The organism is Pseudomonas costantinii (assembly GCF_001870435.1).
GTDB classification, from domain to species: domain Bacteria; phylum Pseudomonadota; class Gammaproteobacteria; order Pseudomonadales; family Pseudomonadaceae; genus Aquipseudomonas; species Aquipseudomonas costantinii.
Genome location: NZ_MDDR01000046.1, coordinates 46192 through 61212 on the forward strand (window position 1 = coordinate 46192; position 15021 = coordinate 61212).

The window sequence follows — 15021 nt, forward strand, 5'->3', positions numbered from 1 at the left end:
AAGCAGTACGAACATTGACTGCTACGCTCAATACAGACCTCAGGAGAAACGCCATGTCTGATCATCACACTTACAAAAAAGTCGAACTGGTCGGTTCCTCGACCACAAGCATCGAAGACGCCATCAACAACGCGCTGGCCGAGGCCAACAAGAGCATCAAACACCTGGAGTGGTTTGAGGTGACCGAAACCCGTGGTCACATCAAGGACGGTAAAGCCGCGCATTTCCAGGTCACGCTCAAGGTGGGGTTCCGAATTGCCAGTAGTTGATGACGTCGGTTGAACTTGCTGACTGGCCGATTGCCATAACCTGCGCTACAACATCAGGGTGCCGATGCAATGCGTCGGCACGCTCTTTTCGATCAGCGCAAGGAATGTAACGGATGAAGAAGCTCCTGTTAGCGGTAGGTTTGTTGAGCATTGCGGGCACAGCCCTGGCGGCGGGCAAGCCTTGTGAAGAGCTGAAAAGCGAGATCGCAGCGAAAATCGACGCTAAAGGCGCCAAGCATTATTCGCTGGAAGTTGTGGATAAGGGCGCTGCAGCCGCAGGCTACACAGTAGTCGGTAGCTGCGCAGCCGGAACCAAGGAAATCGCCTACAAGCGCGGGTGATCCCGTGTTGCAGACGTGAAAACCGACGCGAGTGCGTCGGTTTTTTTCGCCTGAATTTTAGCCCTTCATCGCCTGCGCCAGCAGCTCGTAGGAATGAATCCGGTCTGCGTGCTCATACAGGTCGCTGGTAAAGATCAGTTCATCGGCGCCGGTTTGTTCGATCAACACTTCCAGTTTGGCGCGGATCTTCGCCGGGCTGCCGACCATGGCCAGGCCGAGGAAGCTGCCGACTGCCTCTTTTTCATGGGGCAGCCACAGGCCGTCCATGGTTTTCACGGGTGGGCGCTGCACCAGGCTTTGCCCGCGCATCAACGCCAGGATGCGTTGGTACACCGAGGTGGCCAGGTAGTCGGCCTGTTCATCAGTATCGGCAGCCACCAACGGAATGCCGAGCATTACGTAGGGCTTGTCCAGCACGGCTGAAGGCTTGAAGTGATTGCGGTACACGCGAATCGCTTCGTGCATCAAACGCGGTGCGAAATGTGAGGCGAAGGCGTAGGGCAAACCGCGCTCACCGGCCAATTGTGCGCTGAACAGGCTGGAGCCGAGCAACCAAACCGGGACATTGGTGCCGGTGCCGGGGACTGCGATGATCCGTTGGTCGGGCGTGCGCGGGCCGAGGTAAGTCATTAGCTCAGCCACGTCGTCCGGGAAGTCATCGGCGCTGCCGGAGCGTTCACGGCGCAGAGCGCGGGCGGTCATCTGGTCGGAACCGGGCGCGCGGCCCAAGCCCAGGTCGATACGGCCGGGGTACAAACTTTCCAGGGTGCCGAACTGCTCGGCGATCACCAAGGGCGCGTGGTTGGGCAGCATCACGCCGCCGGAGCCGACGCGGATGGTTGAGGTGCCACCAGCCAAGTAGCCCAGCAAGACCGAAGTGGCCGAGCTGGCGATGCCGTCCATATTGTGGTGTTCAGCTACCCAGAAACGGTTGTAGCCGAACTTTTCCACGTGCTGGGCCAGGTCCAGGGAGTTGCGTAGCGACTGCGCGATGCTCCCGTTGGCGCGCACGGGCACGAGGTCAAGGGTCGAAAACTTCACGTCGGACAGCGATTTCATAAGCCTGCTTCTCCAATGGGTGCGCAGGCTTATAGACGAACCAAAACCTGCCGCTTCATGTGCATGGTCTATGCAATGAGGGCATATACCCGAGATTCAATAGCGCTTGTGGAAATTTCCTACTGGATCGCTAGGTTTCTCCGACAAGATGAACTTTGTCATGGCGTCTATCCTCAGAATCCTGACTGACGCAAACCACCGTTCGAGGAGACTGCTATGAGTATCGTTAAAAAAGCATCCGCGCATTGGGAAGGTGATCTGAAGACTGGCCTGGGTTCCATCTCCACGGAAACCGGCGTGCTGCGCGAAGCGCCCTATGGTTTCAAGGCGCGTTTCGAAGGCGGCAAGGGCACCAACCCTGAAGAACTGATCGGTGCGGCCCACGCCGGCTGCTTCTCTATGGCGTTCTCGCTGATTCTCGGCGAGGCCGGTCTCAAGGCTGACAGCATCGACACCCAGGCTGAAGTGACCCTGGACCAGGTCGATGGCGGCTTTGCGATTACCGCCGTGCATTTGATTCTGAGGGCCAAGATCCCCGGCGCGAGTCAGGCGCAGTTCGATGAGTTGAGCAAGAAGGCTAAGGAAGGGTGCCCGGTGTCCAAGGTGCTGAATGCGAAAATCAGTCTGGATGCCACGCTCGTCAGCTGACGAGATCTGCGAAACGTTACAGATCCAATGTGGGAGCTGGTTTGCCAGCTCCCACATTTAGTTCTGCGTTAAATCAGAACTCGTGTTTCCAAAGTGTGGTCGAATACTCCGCAAACTAGGCGCACCCCCGTGCGCAGTGCATTCAGGGAGCTTCACACATGAAACGTTTTGCCTTGGCGATCATCTGCGGTGTATTGGCCACTTCGGCCGTGGCCGCGCCAAAAGATTGTGAAGAGCTCAGGAAAGAGATCGAAGTGAATATCCAGGCCAAGGCGATTCCGTCCTACACCCTGGAAATTATCACTGCTGAAGAAGCCAAAAATCATGACAGCGCCATGATTGTCGGCTCCTGCGAAAACGGCTCCAAGCGCATCCTTTATCAGAAAAACAACGACTGATCAGATGCAGTTCACGCTGCGCTCTTCCGCCAGCAACTGACGCGCTGAGTTATACAGCCGGATGTTGGGCGTGTAGGCCAGCGAGCGCCCTTCCAGTACATAATGTTGGCCTGCCTGGAATTGGTCGTATTGCAAGGTCATGAAACAGGTGCGGTCGGTTGTTTGCCCAAAACCGCCGAAGCTGCCGCCGGTGGGCACCTCAAAATCAAACCGCACCATCAGCTCATGGCTGCCCGGCGGCACTTGGAAGTAGCGCCCATCGTTGAGGTTCTTACCGTCCAGGCGCTGGGCCATCACCAGTTTGGCACCCGGTGTCGGGGTGGCGAAATCGACCCAGGCCTGATGCGGATCGACCGGTGGTATCGGCGTCGAAGCACAGGCGCTGAGAAATAGGGCAGTGATGGGAAGCAAGAGCTGGCGCATGGCGGGCACTCAACGATAGGAAAGAATTGAGCCTGTCGTCGATGGCAACAGGTTCCCTATCAGTATAAACACGCCGCAGCATGGAAAAATTCCGTGCAGGCAGGATAGTCTGGCGAGCAAATAACCCAGGAGTGGTTGGGGCATGGTCAGGCGTTTTCTTCCAGGGTTGATGGTTGTGCTGCTTAGCGGCTGCTCCAGCGTCAGTTATTACAGCCAGTTGGCCAGCGGCCAGTGGCAATTGCTTCGAGCCCGAGAGCCGGTTTCCGAGGTCATCGCCGACCCTTCCCGGCCCCAGCTGTTGCGAGACCATTTGGTGCAATCGCAAAAGGCACGCACCTTTGCCAGCGAGCACCTGCACCTGCCCGATAACCAGAGTTACCGGTTGTACGCGGACATTGGCCGGCCCTATGTGGTCTGGAATGTCTTCGCCACGACGGAATTTTCTCTATCGCCTGAAACCCATTGCTTCCCGATCGCCGGTTGTGTCGCCTATCGCGGCTATTACAACCAAGGGGCGGCGCGAGGCGAGGCGGCGCTGTTGCAGCAACAGGGCATGGATGTGTCGATTGGCGGCGTCGAGGCCTATTCCACCTTGGGTTGGTTCAACGACCCGATCATGAGCTCGATGATGAACTGGGGGGATGAGCGCCTGGCCACGCTGATTTTCCATGAGCTGGCGCACCAGCGTTTTTATGTGAAGGACGACACCGAGTTCAACGAGTCTTATGCCAATTTCGTCGAGCAGGAAGGCACTCGCCAGTGGCGCGCAGCCCGCGGCCTGGTGCCCCTCAGCAATGCGACGTTGCAGCAGCGTGACCAATTCATCCGGCTGATTCTCGATACCCGCAAACGTCTGGAAGCGTTGTACGTGCAACCGTTGGCGGCGGATGTGATGCGGCGGGCTAAAGCGGCGGAGTTCGAGCGGTTGCGCAGTGACTATCGGCAGTTGCGCGATAGCCAATGGGATGGGGACAAGCGTTATGACGTCTGGATCAATCAGCCGATGAACAATGCGCGGCTGTTGCCGTTCGGGCTGTATGACCAGTGGGTGCCGGCGTTTGCGGCATTGTTTCGGCAGGTCGATGGGGATTGGGTGAAGTTTTTTGCGGCGGTGGAGAAGGTGGGCGGGTTGCCCGTGGAGCAGCGTAAAGCGGCGTTGAGGCAGTTGGAAACTGGTGTCATTTCGGGCCCCATCGCAGGCAAGCCAGCTCCCACATTTTGATCTGTGTACGCCGATCCAGTGTGGGCGCTGGCTTGCCCGCGATGCGATCTTAAGGACGCTGTAAAAACGCCTGATGCATCTGCGCCAACGTCTCAAAATGCCAAGTCGGCGCCTCAGCATTCAGCTCTTCAAAACTGCCAAACCCATACCCTACCGCTGCTGAATCCAGCCCATTACTGCGTGCGCCAATCAGGTCATGCTTGCGATCACCGATCATCAAGGTGGTTGCCGGGTCCAGGCCCTCTTCGCTCATCAAATGGGCAATCAGCTCAACCTTGTTGGTGCGCGTGCCATCCAGCTCGCTGCCGTAGATAACCTTGAAGTGCTTGGCGAAATCGAAATGCCGGGCGATTTCACGGGCAAATTCCCACGGCTTGGAGGTAGCCACATACAGCTGGCGGCCCTGGCCATTCAGTTCTTCCAGCAGCGGCATCACGCCCTCGAACACGCGGTTTTCATACAGTCCGGTGACCTTGAAGCGTTCGCGATAGAAATTCACCGCCTCCCAGGCCTTGGCCTCATCGAAGTCGTAGAACTGCATGAAGGCTTGCAGCAACGGCGGGCCGATGAAGTGTTCCAGTTTGGTGAGGTCCGGCTCGTCAATGCCAAGTTTGCCAAGGGCGTACTGAATCGAACGGGTGATGCCTTCACGCGGGTCCGTCAGGGTGCCGTCCAGGTCGAACAGCACGGTTTGGTACTTCAAGGTCATTGATCGAATCCTTCAGCCAGGTGCAGGTCTTTGAGTTTCACGTAGTTCGCGGCGCTGTAGGTGAAAAAGGCGCGTTCCTTGTCAGTCAGTGCGCGGATTTGTTTAACCGGGCTGCCGACGTACAAAAACCCGCTTTCGAGTTTCTTGCCCGGTGGCACCAAGCTGCCGGCGCCGATGATCACGTCGTCTTCGACCACGGCGCCGTCCATCACGATACTGCCCATGCCGATCAGGATGCGGTTGCCCACCGTGCAGCCGTGCAGCATGACTTTGTGGGCGATGGTCACGTCATCGCCGATCAGCAGTGGGAAACCGTCCGGATTAAACGGCCCTGCGTGGGTGATGTGCAGCACGCAGCCATCCTGCACGCTGGTACGCGCCCCGATGCGGATACGGTGCATGTCGCCGCGAATCACGGTCAGCGGCCAAACCGAGCTGTCGGTGCCGATTTCGACATCGCCGATCACCACCGCCGAAATATCGACAAAAGCCCCGGCGCCCAGGGTTGGCGTGTGGTTTTGATAGGTGCGAAGGGTCACGATAGCCTCTCTCTCTTCTGCTGATAGCTGCGGTGGGTGTTGATTGTAATTAAGATGGCCCCATCTTTGTTCTTACATGTTTCTTCAGCCAAGGTGCCCACCGTGAGCGCGAACAACCCGCTTCTGCAGTCCTACGACCTGCCGCCGTTCTCGGCGATCCGTGCCGAGCACGTGCAACCGGCCATTGAACAGATTCTTGCCGACAACCGTGTCGCCATCGAAGGCATCCTGCAAAGCCAGGGTAAAAATCCTACTTGGGCAGGCTTGATCCTGGCCATGGATGAACTGAATGACCGCCTGGGCGCCGCCTGGAGCCCGGTCAGCCACCTCAACGCTGTGTGCAACAGTGCCGAACTGCGTGAAGCTTACGAAGGCTGTCTGCCTGCGTTGAGCGCCTACTCGACCGAGATGGGCCAGAACCGCGAACTGTTCCAAGCCTTCGAAGCCTTGGCGAACAGCCCCGAAGCCGCCGGTTTCGACGTGGCACAAAAAACTATCCTGGAACATTCGCTGCGCGACTTCCGTCTGTCGGGTATCGATTTGCCGCCTGAGCAGCAAAAACGCTACGCCGAAGTGCAGAGCAAGCTTTCGGAGTTGGGCAGCAAATTCTCCAACCAGTTGCTGGACGCCACCCAGGCCTGGACCAAACACGTCACCGAGGAAGCCACCCTCGCCGGCCTGACCGACTCGGCCAAGGCGCAAATGGCCGCAGCTGCCCAGGCCAAAGGCCTCGACGGCTGGTTGATTACCCTGGAGTTCCCTAGCTACTACGCGGTCATGACCTACGCTCACGACCGCGCCCTGCGTGAAGAGGTCTACGCCGCTTACTGCACCCGTGCGTCGGACCAAGGCCCGAATGCCGGTCAGAACGATAACGGCCCGGTGATGGAGCAGATCCTCGACCTGCGTCAGGAACTGGCCAAGCTATTGGGCTACGCCTCCTTTTCCGAGCTGAGCCTGGCCACCAAGATGGCCGAGTCCAGCGACCAGGTGCTGAGCTTCCTTCGCGACCTGGCCAAGCGCAGCAAGCCGTTTGCCGCCCAAGACTTGCAACAGCTCAAGGCTTACGCCGCCGAACAAGGCTGCGCCGACCTGCAAAGCTGGGACAGCGGTTTCTACGGCGAAAAACTCCGCGAACAGCGTTACAGCGTGTCCCAGGAAGCCCTGCGTGCTTACTTCCCGATCGATAAAGTGCTGGGCGGCTTGTTCGCCATCGTGCAGCGTCTGTATGGCATCGAAATCGCCGAGCAAAAAGGTTTCGACACCTGGCACCCGGATGTTCGCCTGTTTGAAATCAAGGAAAACGGCCAGCACGTCGGCCGCTTCTTCTTCGACCTGTACGCCCGCGCCAACAAGCGTGGCGGTGCCTGGATGGACGGCGCGCGCGACCGCCGTCGCACGATTGATGGCGTACTGCAAAGCCCGGTAGCCAACCTGGTGTGCAACTTCACCCCGGCCGACAGCGGCAAGCCTGCCCTGCTGACCCACGATGAAGTCACCACCCTGTTCCACGAATTCGGCCACGGCCTGCACCACTTGCTGACTCGCGTTGAACACGCCGGCGTGTCCGGCATCAACGGCGTGGCCTGGGATGCGGTGGAGTTGCCGAGCCAGTTCATGGAGAACTGGTGCTGGGAGCCGGAAGGCTTGGCGCTGATTTCCGGCCACTATGAAAGCGGCGAACCGCTGCCCCAGGACCTGTTGGAAAAAATGCTCGCGGCGAAAAACTTCCAGTCCGGCCTGATGATGGTCCGCCAATTGGAATTCTCGCTGTTCGACTTCGAGCTGCACGCCACCCATGGTGACGGCCGCAGCGTGGCGCAGGTGCTGGAAGGCGTGCGCGATGAGGTCTCGGTGATGCGTCCACCGGCCTATAACCGCTTCCCCAACAGTTTTGCGCACATCTTCGCCGGTGGTTACGCCGCGGGTTACTACAGCTATAAGTGGGCGGAAGTGCTGTCGGCAGATGCCTTCTCCAAGTTTGAAGAAGACGGCGTGCTGAATGCCGAGACCGGTCGTGCATTCCGCGAGGCAATCCTGGCCCGCGGTGGCTCCCAGGAGCCGATGGTGTTGTTCGTCGACTTCCGCGGACGTGCGCCGTCGATTGACGCACTCTTGCGCCACAGCGGCCTGAGTGAGGACGCGGCAGCATGAGTGAAGGGCCTGTGATTACCAAAAAGCAATTTATCGCCGGGGCGGTTTGCCCGGCGTGCAGCGAGCCGGACAAGTTGAAGATGTGGACCGAGGACAGCGTGCCGCACCGCGAATGCGTGGCGTGCGGTTATACCGACACGCTGAATGATCAAGGTTTGTCGGTGCCCAAGGAGTTGGGCACGCGGGTCAATACAGCAGCGTTGAAAGTGCCGGACCCGAAGGTGCAGTCGGTGCAGTTCTTTCCTAATCCGAAACTGAAAAAAGACTAAAAAAAACGCGGGGCACCTGGTGCCCCGCGTCGTTTTTCAGCTATTCGCGAGTCTACCGTTACAGTTTTTTCTCATCTTTCGCCGATGTGGTGATCCAGCTTTTCATCGAGCACAGGGCAAAGGCACTGGTGCTGCAATCGCCATTGGCCAAGGCTGTGCGCAACTTGTCGATATCGGCCTTCATCATGTAACGAACGCCGTCCTTGAAGCCATTGCTGCTGCCGAAGCCGCCCAGGGTCATCTCGTTCAGCGCATCTTCCTTGCTCCAGCCCTGAACCACTACTCGATACATCGCGGCCATCAGGCCGGTGCGATCGGAGCCGTGTTTACAGTGCATCAACACCGGGCCGTTGGCCTGGGCGTCCTGTATCGCCCGCAAGGCAGCCAGCACGTCGGAATCGTCGACATGGTTGGTGCGATAAGTCAGCTGCACCTGTTTGATATCGGACGATTTCAACCAGTTGGCATCCGACTCCGGCAGAAAGTTAATCACCGTACCGATCTTGAGTTGTTCCAATACCGGTACCGCATTGCTATCAGGCAGCGCGCTGCGATAAAGCGTAGGCGTCATTTGGTGCAGATTGAATTGGTTGCCCACAGGCTGGGCCCATTCCGGCGAGCGTAGGGATGCAGCGTCTTCGGCTTGGGCGTGAACGGTGGCGAACAGTGCCATGAGCGCCAGGCCGAGGGCAGGCAGCAATCGAATCTTGAACATGCGCTTTGTGACCGAATAGGGAAATGGCTGATGGGCCACAGATTCGCCTATAGGGGGTCAACAGCGTGTGAGGTGCTCGTCAAAGAATCGTGAATTGCACACGCTGATCCGGTGGTTTTTGCCGCTGAATCGATTCTTAGCCTGCTATCATTTGTAACTATTGTTTGCCAGTGTGTTCTATTTCCTTGGAACCCACTGCCTGGCAAACCTTCACGCTGCTCTCAGAAGCGGCTGATAAACCCGTGACCACATGATGAGGTGCACCCATGTCTGAGCAAGATCAAGACAACCCCCGGCGTGACTTTTTGCGCAAATCCTTGACCTTGATCCCGGTGGTCACGGTTGCCAGCACCGGCCTTGGCGGCTCGATATTGATGGCCACGCCGGAGCCGGCCCAGGCTGCCCAGGCTGAGTCGACCGTCAGCGACAAGGCCTATGAGCCGAGTTACTTCACCGCCGAAGAGTGGGCGTTTATCAACGCGGCCGTCGCACGCTTGATTCCTGCCGACACCCAAGGCCCTGGTGCCCTGGAAGCGGGTGCGCCGGAATACATCGACCGCCAGATGAACACGCCCTACGCCAGTGGTGCCCTGTGGTTCATGCAAGGCCCGTTCAACGCCGATGCCGCGCCGGAGATGGGCTGGCAGAGCAAACTGGTGCCCAAAGAGATCTATCGCCTGGGCATTGCCGCGACGGACGCATGGTCGAAGGCGTTCAATGGTAAGGCTTTTGCCGCGCAAGACAGCGCTACCCGAGATGACATGTTGCGCCGTTTGGAGGCGGGCGGCAGCGAAGTGGCCGCACATTTTACGGCGGTGCCACCGAAGATGTTCTTCAACCTGTTGCTGCAAAACACCAAGGAAGGCTTCTTCTGCGACCCGATCCATGGTGGCAACAAAGACATGGTCGGTTGGACCATGATCGGCTTCCCCGGCGCGCGCGCCGACTTCATGGATTGGGTGGAACGCAACGAGCAGTACCCCTTCCCGGCTGTATCCATCCGCGGCGAGAGGGCATAAACGTGGCGACCATCATGAAGAAAGTGGATGCGGTGATCGTAGGCTTCGGCTGGACCGGCGCGATCATGGCCAAGGAGCTGACGGAAGCGGGCCTCAACGTGGTAGCGCTGGAGCGCGGCCCGATGCAGGACACTTACCCGGACGGCAACTATCCCCAGGTCATCGACGAACTGACCTACAGCGTGCGTAAAAAACTCTTCCAGGACATCTCCAAGGAGACGGTGACGATTCGCCATAGCGTGAATGACGTCGCCTTGCCGAACCGACAGCTGGGTGCTTTCTTGCCAGGCAATGGCGTGGGCGGCGCCGGCCTGCACTGGTCGGGTGTGCATTTTCGTGTCGACCCGATCGAGTTGCGTATCCGTAGCCACTACGAAGAACGCTACGGCAAGCACTTCATTCCCAAGGACATGACCATCCAGGATTTCGGCGTCAGCTATGAAGAGCTGGAGCCGTTCTTCGACTATGCCGAAAAAGTCTTCGGCACCTCCGGCCAGGCCTGGACCGTTAAAGGCCAGTTGGTGGGCGAAGGCCGTGGCGGCAACCCGTATGCACCGGACCGCTCTAACCCGTTTCCGTTGGAATCGCAGAAAAATACCGTTTCTGCACAGCTGTTTCAGAAGGCGGCTGCTGAGGTGGGCTACAAACCCTACAACCTGCCCTCGGCCAATACCTCGGGGCCGTACACCAACCCTTACGGCGCGCAGATGGGACCGTGCAACTTCTGCGGCTTTTGCAGTGGCTATGTTTGCTACATGTATTCCAAGGCTTCACCGAACGTGAACATCCTGCCGGCGCTGCGCCAGGTGCCGAATTTTGAACTGCGGGCCAATTCCCACGTGCTCAAGGTCAACCTCGACAGCACCAAGAGTAAGGCCACCGGCGTGACGTACATCGACGGCCAGGGGCGCGAGTGCGAGCAGCCGGCAGACTTGGTGATCCTCGGTTCTTTCCAATTCAACAATGTGCGGCTGATGCTGTTGTCGGGCATCGGCAAGCCCTACGACCCGATCAGCGGAGAAGGCGTGGTGGGCAAGAACTTCGCCTACCAGAACATGGCCACCATCAAGGCGTTCTTCGACAAAGACACCCACACCAACAACTTCATCGGTGCGGGCGGCAATGGCGTGGCCATCGACGATTTCAACGCCGACAACTTCGACCACGGGCCGCATGGCTTTGTGGGCGGTTCGCCGATGTGGGTCAACCAGGCGGGCAGCCGGCCGATTGCCGGTACGTCCAACCCACCGGGCACCCCGGCCTGGGGCAGTGCCTGGAAACGCGCCACCGCCGATTACTACACTCACCAGGTGTCGATGGACTCCCACGGCGCCCATCAGTCCTACCGAGGCAACTACCTGGATCTGGACCCGGTGTACCGCGATGCCTACGGCCTGCCGCTGCTGCGGATGACGTTCGACTGGCAGGAAAACGACATCAAGATGAACCGCTTCATGGTCGAGAAAATGGGCAAGGTCGCCGAGGCGATGAACCCCAAGGCGATTGCCGTGCTCGGCAAACAGGTAGGCGAGCATTTCAACACCGCGTCCTATCAGACCACCCACCTTAACGGTGGCGCGATCATGGGCACCGACCCGAAAACCAGTGCGTTGAACCGTTACCTGCAATGCTGGGACGTACACAACGTGTTTGTCCCAGGAGCGTCCGCTTTCCCACAAGGTTTGGGTTACAACCCTACCGGCCTGGTGGCGGCGTTGACCTATTGGTCCGCTCGCGCGATCCGCGAGCAGTACCTGAAAAACCCCGGCCCACTGGTTCAGGCATAAGGAGCGATGACCATGAAAGCACTCGTTATCGCCTCCCTGGCGTTGCTCAGCAGCTGCTCGGTAAGCGCCGCCGAAACCGACCTGATCAAGCAGGGCGAATACCTGGCGCGCGCCGGTGACTGCGTGGCCTGTCACACCGCCAAGGGTGGCAAACCCTTTGCCGGTGGCCTGCCGATGGAAACCCCGATCGGTGTGATCTACTCCACCAACATCACCCCGGACAAGACCGGCCTGGGTGACTACAGCTTTGAAGACTTCGACAAGGCCGTGCGCCATGGCGTCGCCAAGAGTGGGAGTACGCTTTACCCGGCCATGCCCTACCCGTCTTACGCGCGTGTCAGCGACAGCGATATGCAGGCGCTGTATGCGTACTTCATGAAGGGTGTTGAGCCGGTTGCCCAGGAGAACAAGGACAGCGATATTCCTTGGCCCTTGAGCATGCGCTGGCCGTTGGCGGCATGGCGATGGATGTTTGCGCCGGCTGTCGAGGCTCATCAAGCACAAGCCAGCGCCGACCCGGTGATCAGCCGTGGCGCCTACTTGGTGGAAGGCCTTGGCCACTGCGGCGCGTGCCACACGCCACGGGCCCTGACCATGCAGGAAAAAGCCCTGAGCGCCGCTGATGGCAACGTTTTCCTGTCCGGCAGCGCGCCGCTGGAAGGCTGGATCGCGAAAAGCCTGCGCGGCGACCACAAGGACGGCCTCGGCAGCTGGAGCGAAGAGCAATTGGTGCAATTCCTCAAGACCGGGCGCAGTGATCGCAGCGCGGTGTTTGGCGGCATGAGCGACGTGATCGTTCACAGCATGCAGTACATGTCGCAGGATGACCTGACCGCCATCGCCCGTTACCTCAAGAGCCTGCCGGCGGTGGACCCCAAGGATCAACCGCATCAGTACGACAAGCAGGTGGCTGGCGCCCTTTGGAAAGGTGACGACAGCAAGCCGGGCGCGTCGGTGTACATCGACAATTGCGCGGCCTGCCATCGCACCGACGGCCATGGCTATACGCGGGTGTTCCCGGCACTGGCGGGTAACCCGGTGTTGCAGACGGCGGATGCCACGTCGTTGATCAACATTGTGTTGAACGGCGGTACCTTGCCGGCCACCCATACGGCGCCGTCGACCTTCACCATGCCGGCGTTCGCCTGGCGTCTGTCGGACCAGGAAGTGGCAGATGTGGTCAGCTTCGTCCGTGGCAGTTGGGGCAACAAAGGTGCGCCGGTTAAAGCCAGTGACGTGGCGGATCTGCGCAAGAGTGATCTGCGCACCACCTCGGGCGATGACCAGGGGCAAGTGACGCAAAAGTACTGATCCTTTCCTGGCCGCCAAACGGCACTGGTCAGAAGCTTCGCGCCTCGATACTGTATATAAAAACAGTATCGAGGCGTTTTCATGTCTACTCCGTTGCCGCCCCGTGGCCGGGGCACGGCCACCAACCTGCACAATCGTTTTGCGCCCACCGTCAGCGTGGCTGAGGACGACGGCTGGTTTCAGGAAGTGCCGCCGACCCAGGGCACTGAGGTGCGTATTGAAACGGCCAAGACCATCATCACCCGCAACAACTCGCCGGATTTGCCGTTCGATCGCTCGATCAACCCCTATCGCGGCTGCGAGCATGGCTGCATCTACTGCTATGCGCGGCCCAGCCATGCCTATTGGGATATGTCGCCGGGGCTGGATTTCGAAACCAAGCTGATCGCCAAGACCAATGCTGCCGACGTGCTGGAACAGCAGCTGTCGAAGCCGGGCTATGTGTGCGCGCCGATCAACTTGGGCTCCAACACCGACCCGTACCAGCCCATCGAGCGCGAGTACACAATCACCCGGCAAACCCTCGAGGTGCTGCTGCGCTACCGGCACCCGGTGACCATCATCACCAAGGGCTCGTTGATACTGCGCGATCTTGACCTGTTGACCGAGCTGGCCCGGCAACGCCTGGTGGCGGTGATGATCAGCCTCACCAGCCTGGACGATGAACTCAAGCGCATCCTGGAGCCGCGCACGGCGGCGCCCAAGGCCCGGTTGCGGGCGATACGGGTGATGCGCGAGGCGGGAATCCCGGTGGGCGTGCTGTGTTCGCCGATGATTCCGATGATCAACGACAGCGAGTTGGAAAGCCTGCTGACCGAGGCGCATGCCGCCGGTGCACAGAGTGCGGCCTACATGATGCTGCGCCTGCCGTTGGAAGTGGCGCCGTTGTTTGAGGAGTGGCTGGCAGCGCATTACCCGCAGCGTGCGGCCCATGTGATGAGCCTGGTGCGGCAGGTGCGTGGCGGTGAGGTGTATGACAGCCGGTTCGGTGTGCGCATGCGTGGTGAAGGGCCGTTTGCCGATTTATTGGCGCAGCGCTTCAGCAAAGCGATCAAGCGATTGGGGCTCAATCGTCGGGAAGGATTTAACCTGGATTGCACGGCGTTCTGCCCGCCGGGCAGACAGATGGCATTGTTGTAGACTGATGAGGACGAACGCGCTGCTCTTGTAGGAGTGGTCGCGTTTTGATATCACTGAAACCCGCGATCTAGAGCGGTTCATTCAGTTTGAGTTAAGTTTCGGCGGTTACCTTGTTCAGCGAGTGACTGATGAGTCGACGCGTCAGGCTTGTGGTGTTTTACAACTATTCCACAGGCCAGGCGTCGAACTGAACTGAACCACTCCCCTGCATTAATCAAGAGGATGAATCATGAGTGACAAGGATAAACAGCCGTTGGCTGCGTCGGCTTCAGCCCCTCAGGTGGCGGAATCCGCCGATGCAGCGCTAAAGCATATCGTTGACGGCTTTTTGCATTTCCATCACGACGTCTTCCCTCAGCAGGAAGAACTCTTCAAGAAACTCGCCACGGCCCAAAGCCCACGAGCGATGTTCATTACCTGCGCCGATTCGCGCATCGTGCCCGAGCTGATCACTCAAAGCTCACCTGGTGATTTGTTCGTGACTCGTAACGTGGGCAATGTGGTGCCGCCCTATGGCCAGATGAACGGTGGTGTTTCCACTGCCATCGAGTACGCAGTGCTCGCCTTGGGCGTGCAGCACATCATTGTTTGTGGGCACTCCGATTGCGGCGCCATGCGCGCGGTGCTCAACCCCGACAGCCTGGAAAAGATGCCGACGGTCAAAGCCTGGCTGCGTCACGCTGAGGTTGCCAAGTCCATGGTTGAGGACAATTGCGACTGCGCCAATGAAGGCGAGAGCATGAAGGTGCTGACCGAAGAAAACGTCATCGCCCAACTCCAACATTTGCGCACCCACCCTTCCGTGGCCTCGCGCATGGCCAATGGTCATCTGTTTATCCATGGCTGGATCTACAACATCGAGACCAGCGAAATTCGGGCCTACGATGCGGATCAGGCGGCGTTCCGACCGTTGAACGGCACCGAGCCGATTCCTTCCGCGACGCCTAAAGCGCGCTTCTAAAACACTTCCCTGCCGGGTAAAGCGGTGGCTGCCATGGATGCAGCCAGGCTTTGCCAT

At 59.1% G+C, this 15021-nt stretch carries 17 protein-coding genes; 12 read left to right on the forward strand and 5 right to left on the reverse strand.

All coding sequences use genetic code 11. From position 1 onward, the window contains the following. The first annotated feature begins 53 nt into the window (after positions 1-53). Positions 54-269 carry a dodecin gene (locus tag BFL40_RS26420; RefSeq protein WP_005783406.1) on the forward strand — a complete coding sequence of 72 codons (216 nt, stop codon included), beginning with the start codon at positions 54-56 and terminating at the stop codon, positions 267-269. A gap of 113 nt (positions 270-382) precedes the next feature. Beyond that, positions 383-610, forward strand: a complete 228-nt coding sequence (locus BFL40_RS26425) for a DUF1161 domain-containing protein (RefSeq protein ID WP_071486697.1) — start codon at positions 383-385, stop codon at positions 608-610. 57 nt (positions 611-667) lie between these two features. On the opposite strand, the gene BFL40_RS26430 is transcribed toward BFL40_RS26425, so the two are convergent. Then, positions 668-1669, reverse strand: coding sequence for an LLM class flavin-dependent oxidoreductase (locus BFL40_RS26430; protein ID WP_071486698.1), 1002 nt, complete (start codon positions 1667-1669; stop codon positions 668-670). Between the two features lie 216 nt (positions 1670-1885). Here BFL40_RS26430 and BFL40_RS26435 point away from each other — a divergent pair, with 216 nt between their 5' ends. Together BFL40_RS26435 and BFL40_RS26440 are read left to right on the forward strand one after the other, a co-directional pair. Next, entirely contained in the window at positions 1886-2317 is a 432-nt protein-coding gene (locus tag BFL40_RS26435) for an OsmC family protein (protein ID WP_071486699.1), read from the forward strand. Between the two features lie 158 nt (positions 2318-2475). After that, entirely contained in the window at positions 2476-2715 is a 240-nt protein-coding gene (locus tag BFL40_RS26440; protein ID WP_071486700.1) for a DUF1161 domain-containing protein, read from the forward strand. Here the strand turns inward: BFL40_RS26440 and BFL40_RS26445 are convergent, their stop codons facing one another. After that, positions 2716-3138: a PA0061/PA0062 family lipoprotein gene (locus BFL40_RS26445; protein WP_071486701.1), complete on the reverse strand. Its 423-nt coding sequence runs from the start codon at positions 3136-3138 to the stop codon at positions 2716-2718. A 142-nt stretch (positions 3139-3280) separates the two neighbouring features. On the opposite strand from BFL40_RS26445, the gene BFL40_RS26450 reads away from it, so the two are divergent. Continuing rightward, complete coding sequence (locus tag BFL40_RS26450) at positions 3281-4360, forward strand: aminopeptidase (RefSeq protein WP_071486702.1); 1080 nt, start codon at positions 3281-3283, stop codon at positions 4358-4360. 49 nt (positions 4361-4409) lie between these two features. Here BFL40_RS26450 and BFL40_RS26455 read toward each other — a convergent pair whose 3' ends face one another. Both BFL40_RS26455 and BFL40_RS26460 read right to left on the reverse strand, forming a co-directional pair. Then, a complete protein-coding gene (locus BFL40_RS26455) occupies positions 4410-5069 on the reverse strand; it encodes an HAD family hydrolase (RefSeq protein WP_071486703.1) in 660 nt (219 codons plus the stop codon). Further along, the gene (locus BFL40_RS26460) at positions 5066-5608 is read right to left on the reverse strand and encodes a gamma carbonic anhydrase family protein (protein ID WP_071486704.1); all 543 of its coding nucleotides are present in this window, start codon (positions 5606-5608) and stop codon (positions 5066-5068) included. Before BFL40_RS26460 ends, BFL40_RS26455 begins: the two co-directional genes overlap by 4 nt. A 54-nt stretch (positions 5609-5662) precedes the next feature. On the opposite strand from BFL40_RS26460, the gene prlC reads away from it, so the two are divergent. Together prlC and BFL40_RS26470 are read left to right on the forward strand one after the other, a co-directional pair. Then, positions 5663-7762, forward strand: a complete 2100-nt coding sequence (gene prlC / locus BFL40_RS26465) for an oligopeptidase A (protein WP_174555578.1) — start codon at positions 5663-5665, stop codon at positions 7760-7762. Next, complete coding sequence (locus BFL40_RS26470) at positions 7759-8031, forward strand: YheV family putative zinc ribbon protein (RefSeq protein ID WP_071486706.1); 273 nt, start codon at positions 7759-7761, stop codon at positions 8029-8031. The genes prlC and BFL40_RS26470 overlap by 4 nt, the downstream gene beginning before the upstream one ends. Before the next feature lie 58 nt (positions 8032-8089). Here BFL40_RS26470 and BFL40_RS26475 read toward each other — a convergent pair whose 3' ends face one another. Continuing rightward, positions 8090-8746 carry a dual specificity protein phosphatase family protein gene (locus BFL40_RS26475; protein WP_071486707.1) on the reverse strand — a complete coding sequence of 219 codons (657 nt, stop codon included), beginning with the start codon at positions 8744-8746 and terminating at the stop codon, positions 8090-8092. A gap of 266 nt (positions 8747-9012) precedes the next feature. Here BFL40_RS26475 and BFL40_RS26480 point away from each other — a divergent pair, with 266 nt between their 5' ends. The 5 genes from BFL40_RS26480 to BFL40_RS26500 all read left to right on the forward strand — a co-directional run bounded on the left by BFL40_RS26480 (position 9013) and on the right by BFL40_RS26500 (position 14964). Continuing rightward, positions 9013-9765 carry a gluconate 2-dehydrogenase subunit 3 family protein gene (locus BFL40_RS26480; protein ID WP_071486708.1) on the forward strand — a complete coding sequence of 251 codons (753 nt, stop codon included), beginning with the start codon at positions 9013-9015 and terminating at the stop codon, positions 9763-9765. Between the two features lie 2 nt (positions 9766-9767). Beyond that, positions 9768-11552, forward strand: a complete 1785-nt coding sequence (locus BFL40_RS26485) for a GMC family oxidoreductase (RefSeq protein ID WP_071486709.1) — start codon at positions 9768-9770, stop codon at positions 11550-11552. 12 nt (positions 11553-11564) lie between these two features. Continuing rightward, positions 11565-12863 carry a cytochrome c gene (locus tag BFL40_RS26490; protein ID WP_071486710.1) on the forward strand — a complete coding sequence of 433 codons (1299 nt, stop codon included), beginning with the start codon at positions 11565-11567 and terminating at the stop codon, positions 12861-12863. 81 nt (positions 12864-12944) lie between these two features. Continuing rightward, positions 12945-14003, forward strand: a complete 1059-nt coding sequence (locus BFL40_RS26495) for a PA0069 family radical SAM protein (protein ID WP_071486711.1) — start codon at positions 12945-12947, stop codon at positions 14001-14003. 229 nt (positions 14004-14232) lie between these two features. Then, the gene (locus BFL40_RS26500; protein ID WP_071486712.1) at positions 14233-14964 is read left to right on the forward strand and encodes a carbonic anhydrase; all 732 of its coding nucleotides are present in this window, start codon (positions 14233-14235) and stop codon (positions 14962-14964) included. Positions 14965-15021 lie beyond the last annotated feature (57 nt).

Coding starts and splice junctions, on each gene's coding strand:
- BFL40_RS26430 (WP_071486698.1), bottom strand. CDS start 1,669: ATGAAATCGCTGTCCGACGTGAAGTTTTCGACCCTTGACCTCGTGCCC.
- BFL40_RS26440 (WP_071486700.1), top strand. CDS start 2,476: ATGAAACGTTTTGCCTTGGCGATCATCTGCGGTGTATTGGCCACTTCG.
- BFL40_RS26480 (WP_071486708.1), top strand. CDS start 9,013: ATGTCTGAGCAAGATCAAGACAACCCCCGGCGTGACTTTTTGCGCAAA.
- BFL40_RS26500 (WP_071486712.1), top strand. CDS start 14,233: ATGAGTGACAAGGATAAACAGCCGTTGGCTGCGTCGGCTTCAGCCCCT.
- BFL40_RS26450 (WP_071486702.1), top strand. CDS start 3,281: ATGGTCAGGCGTTTTCTTCCAGGGTTGATGGTTGTGCTGCTTAGCGGC.
- BFL40_RS26495 (WP_071486711.1), top strand. CDS start 12,945: ATGTCTACTCCGTTGCCGCCCCGTGGCCGGGGCACGGCCACCAACCTG.
- prlC (WP_174555578.1), top strand. CDS start 5,663: ATGGCCCCATCTTTGTTCTTACATGTTTCTTCAGCCAAGGTGCCCACC.
- BFL40_RS26475 (WP_071486707.1), bottom strand. CDS start 8,746: ATGTTCAAGATTCGATTGCTGCCTGCCCTCGGCCTGGCGCTCATGGCA.
- BFL40_RS26435 (WP_071486699.1), top strand. CDS start 1,886: ATGAGTATCGTTAAAAAAGCATCCGCGCATTGGGAAGGTGATCTGAAG.
- BFL40_RS26470 (WP_071486706.1), top strand. CDS start 7,759: ATGAGTGAAGGGCCTGTGATTACCAAAAAGCAATTTATCGCCGGGGCG.
- BFL40_RS26420 (WP_005783406.1), top strand. CDS start 54: ATGTCTGATCATCACACTTACAAAAAAGTCGAACTGGTCGGTTCCTCG.
- BFL40_RS26455 (WP_071486703.1), bottom strand. CDS start 5,069: ATGACCTTGAAGTACCAAACCGTGCTGTTCGACCTGGACGGCACCCTG.
- BFL40_RS26490 (WP_071486710.1), top strand. CDS start 11,565: ATGAAAGCACTCGTTATCGCCTCCCTGGCGTTGCTCAGCAGCTGCTCG.
- BFL40_RS26425 (WP_071486697.1), top strand. CDS start 383: ATGAAGAAGCTCCTGTTAGCGGTAGGTTTGTTGAGCATTGCGGGCACA.
- BFL40_RS26445 (WP_071486701.1), bottom strand. CDS start 3,138: ATGCGCCAGCTCTTGCTTCCCATCACTGCCCTATTTCTCAGCGCCTGT.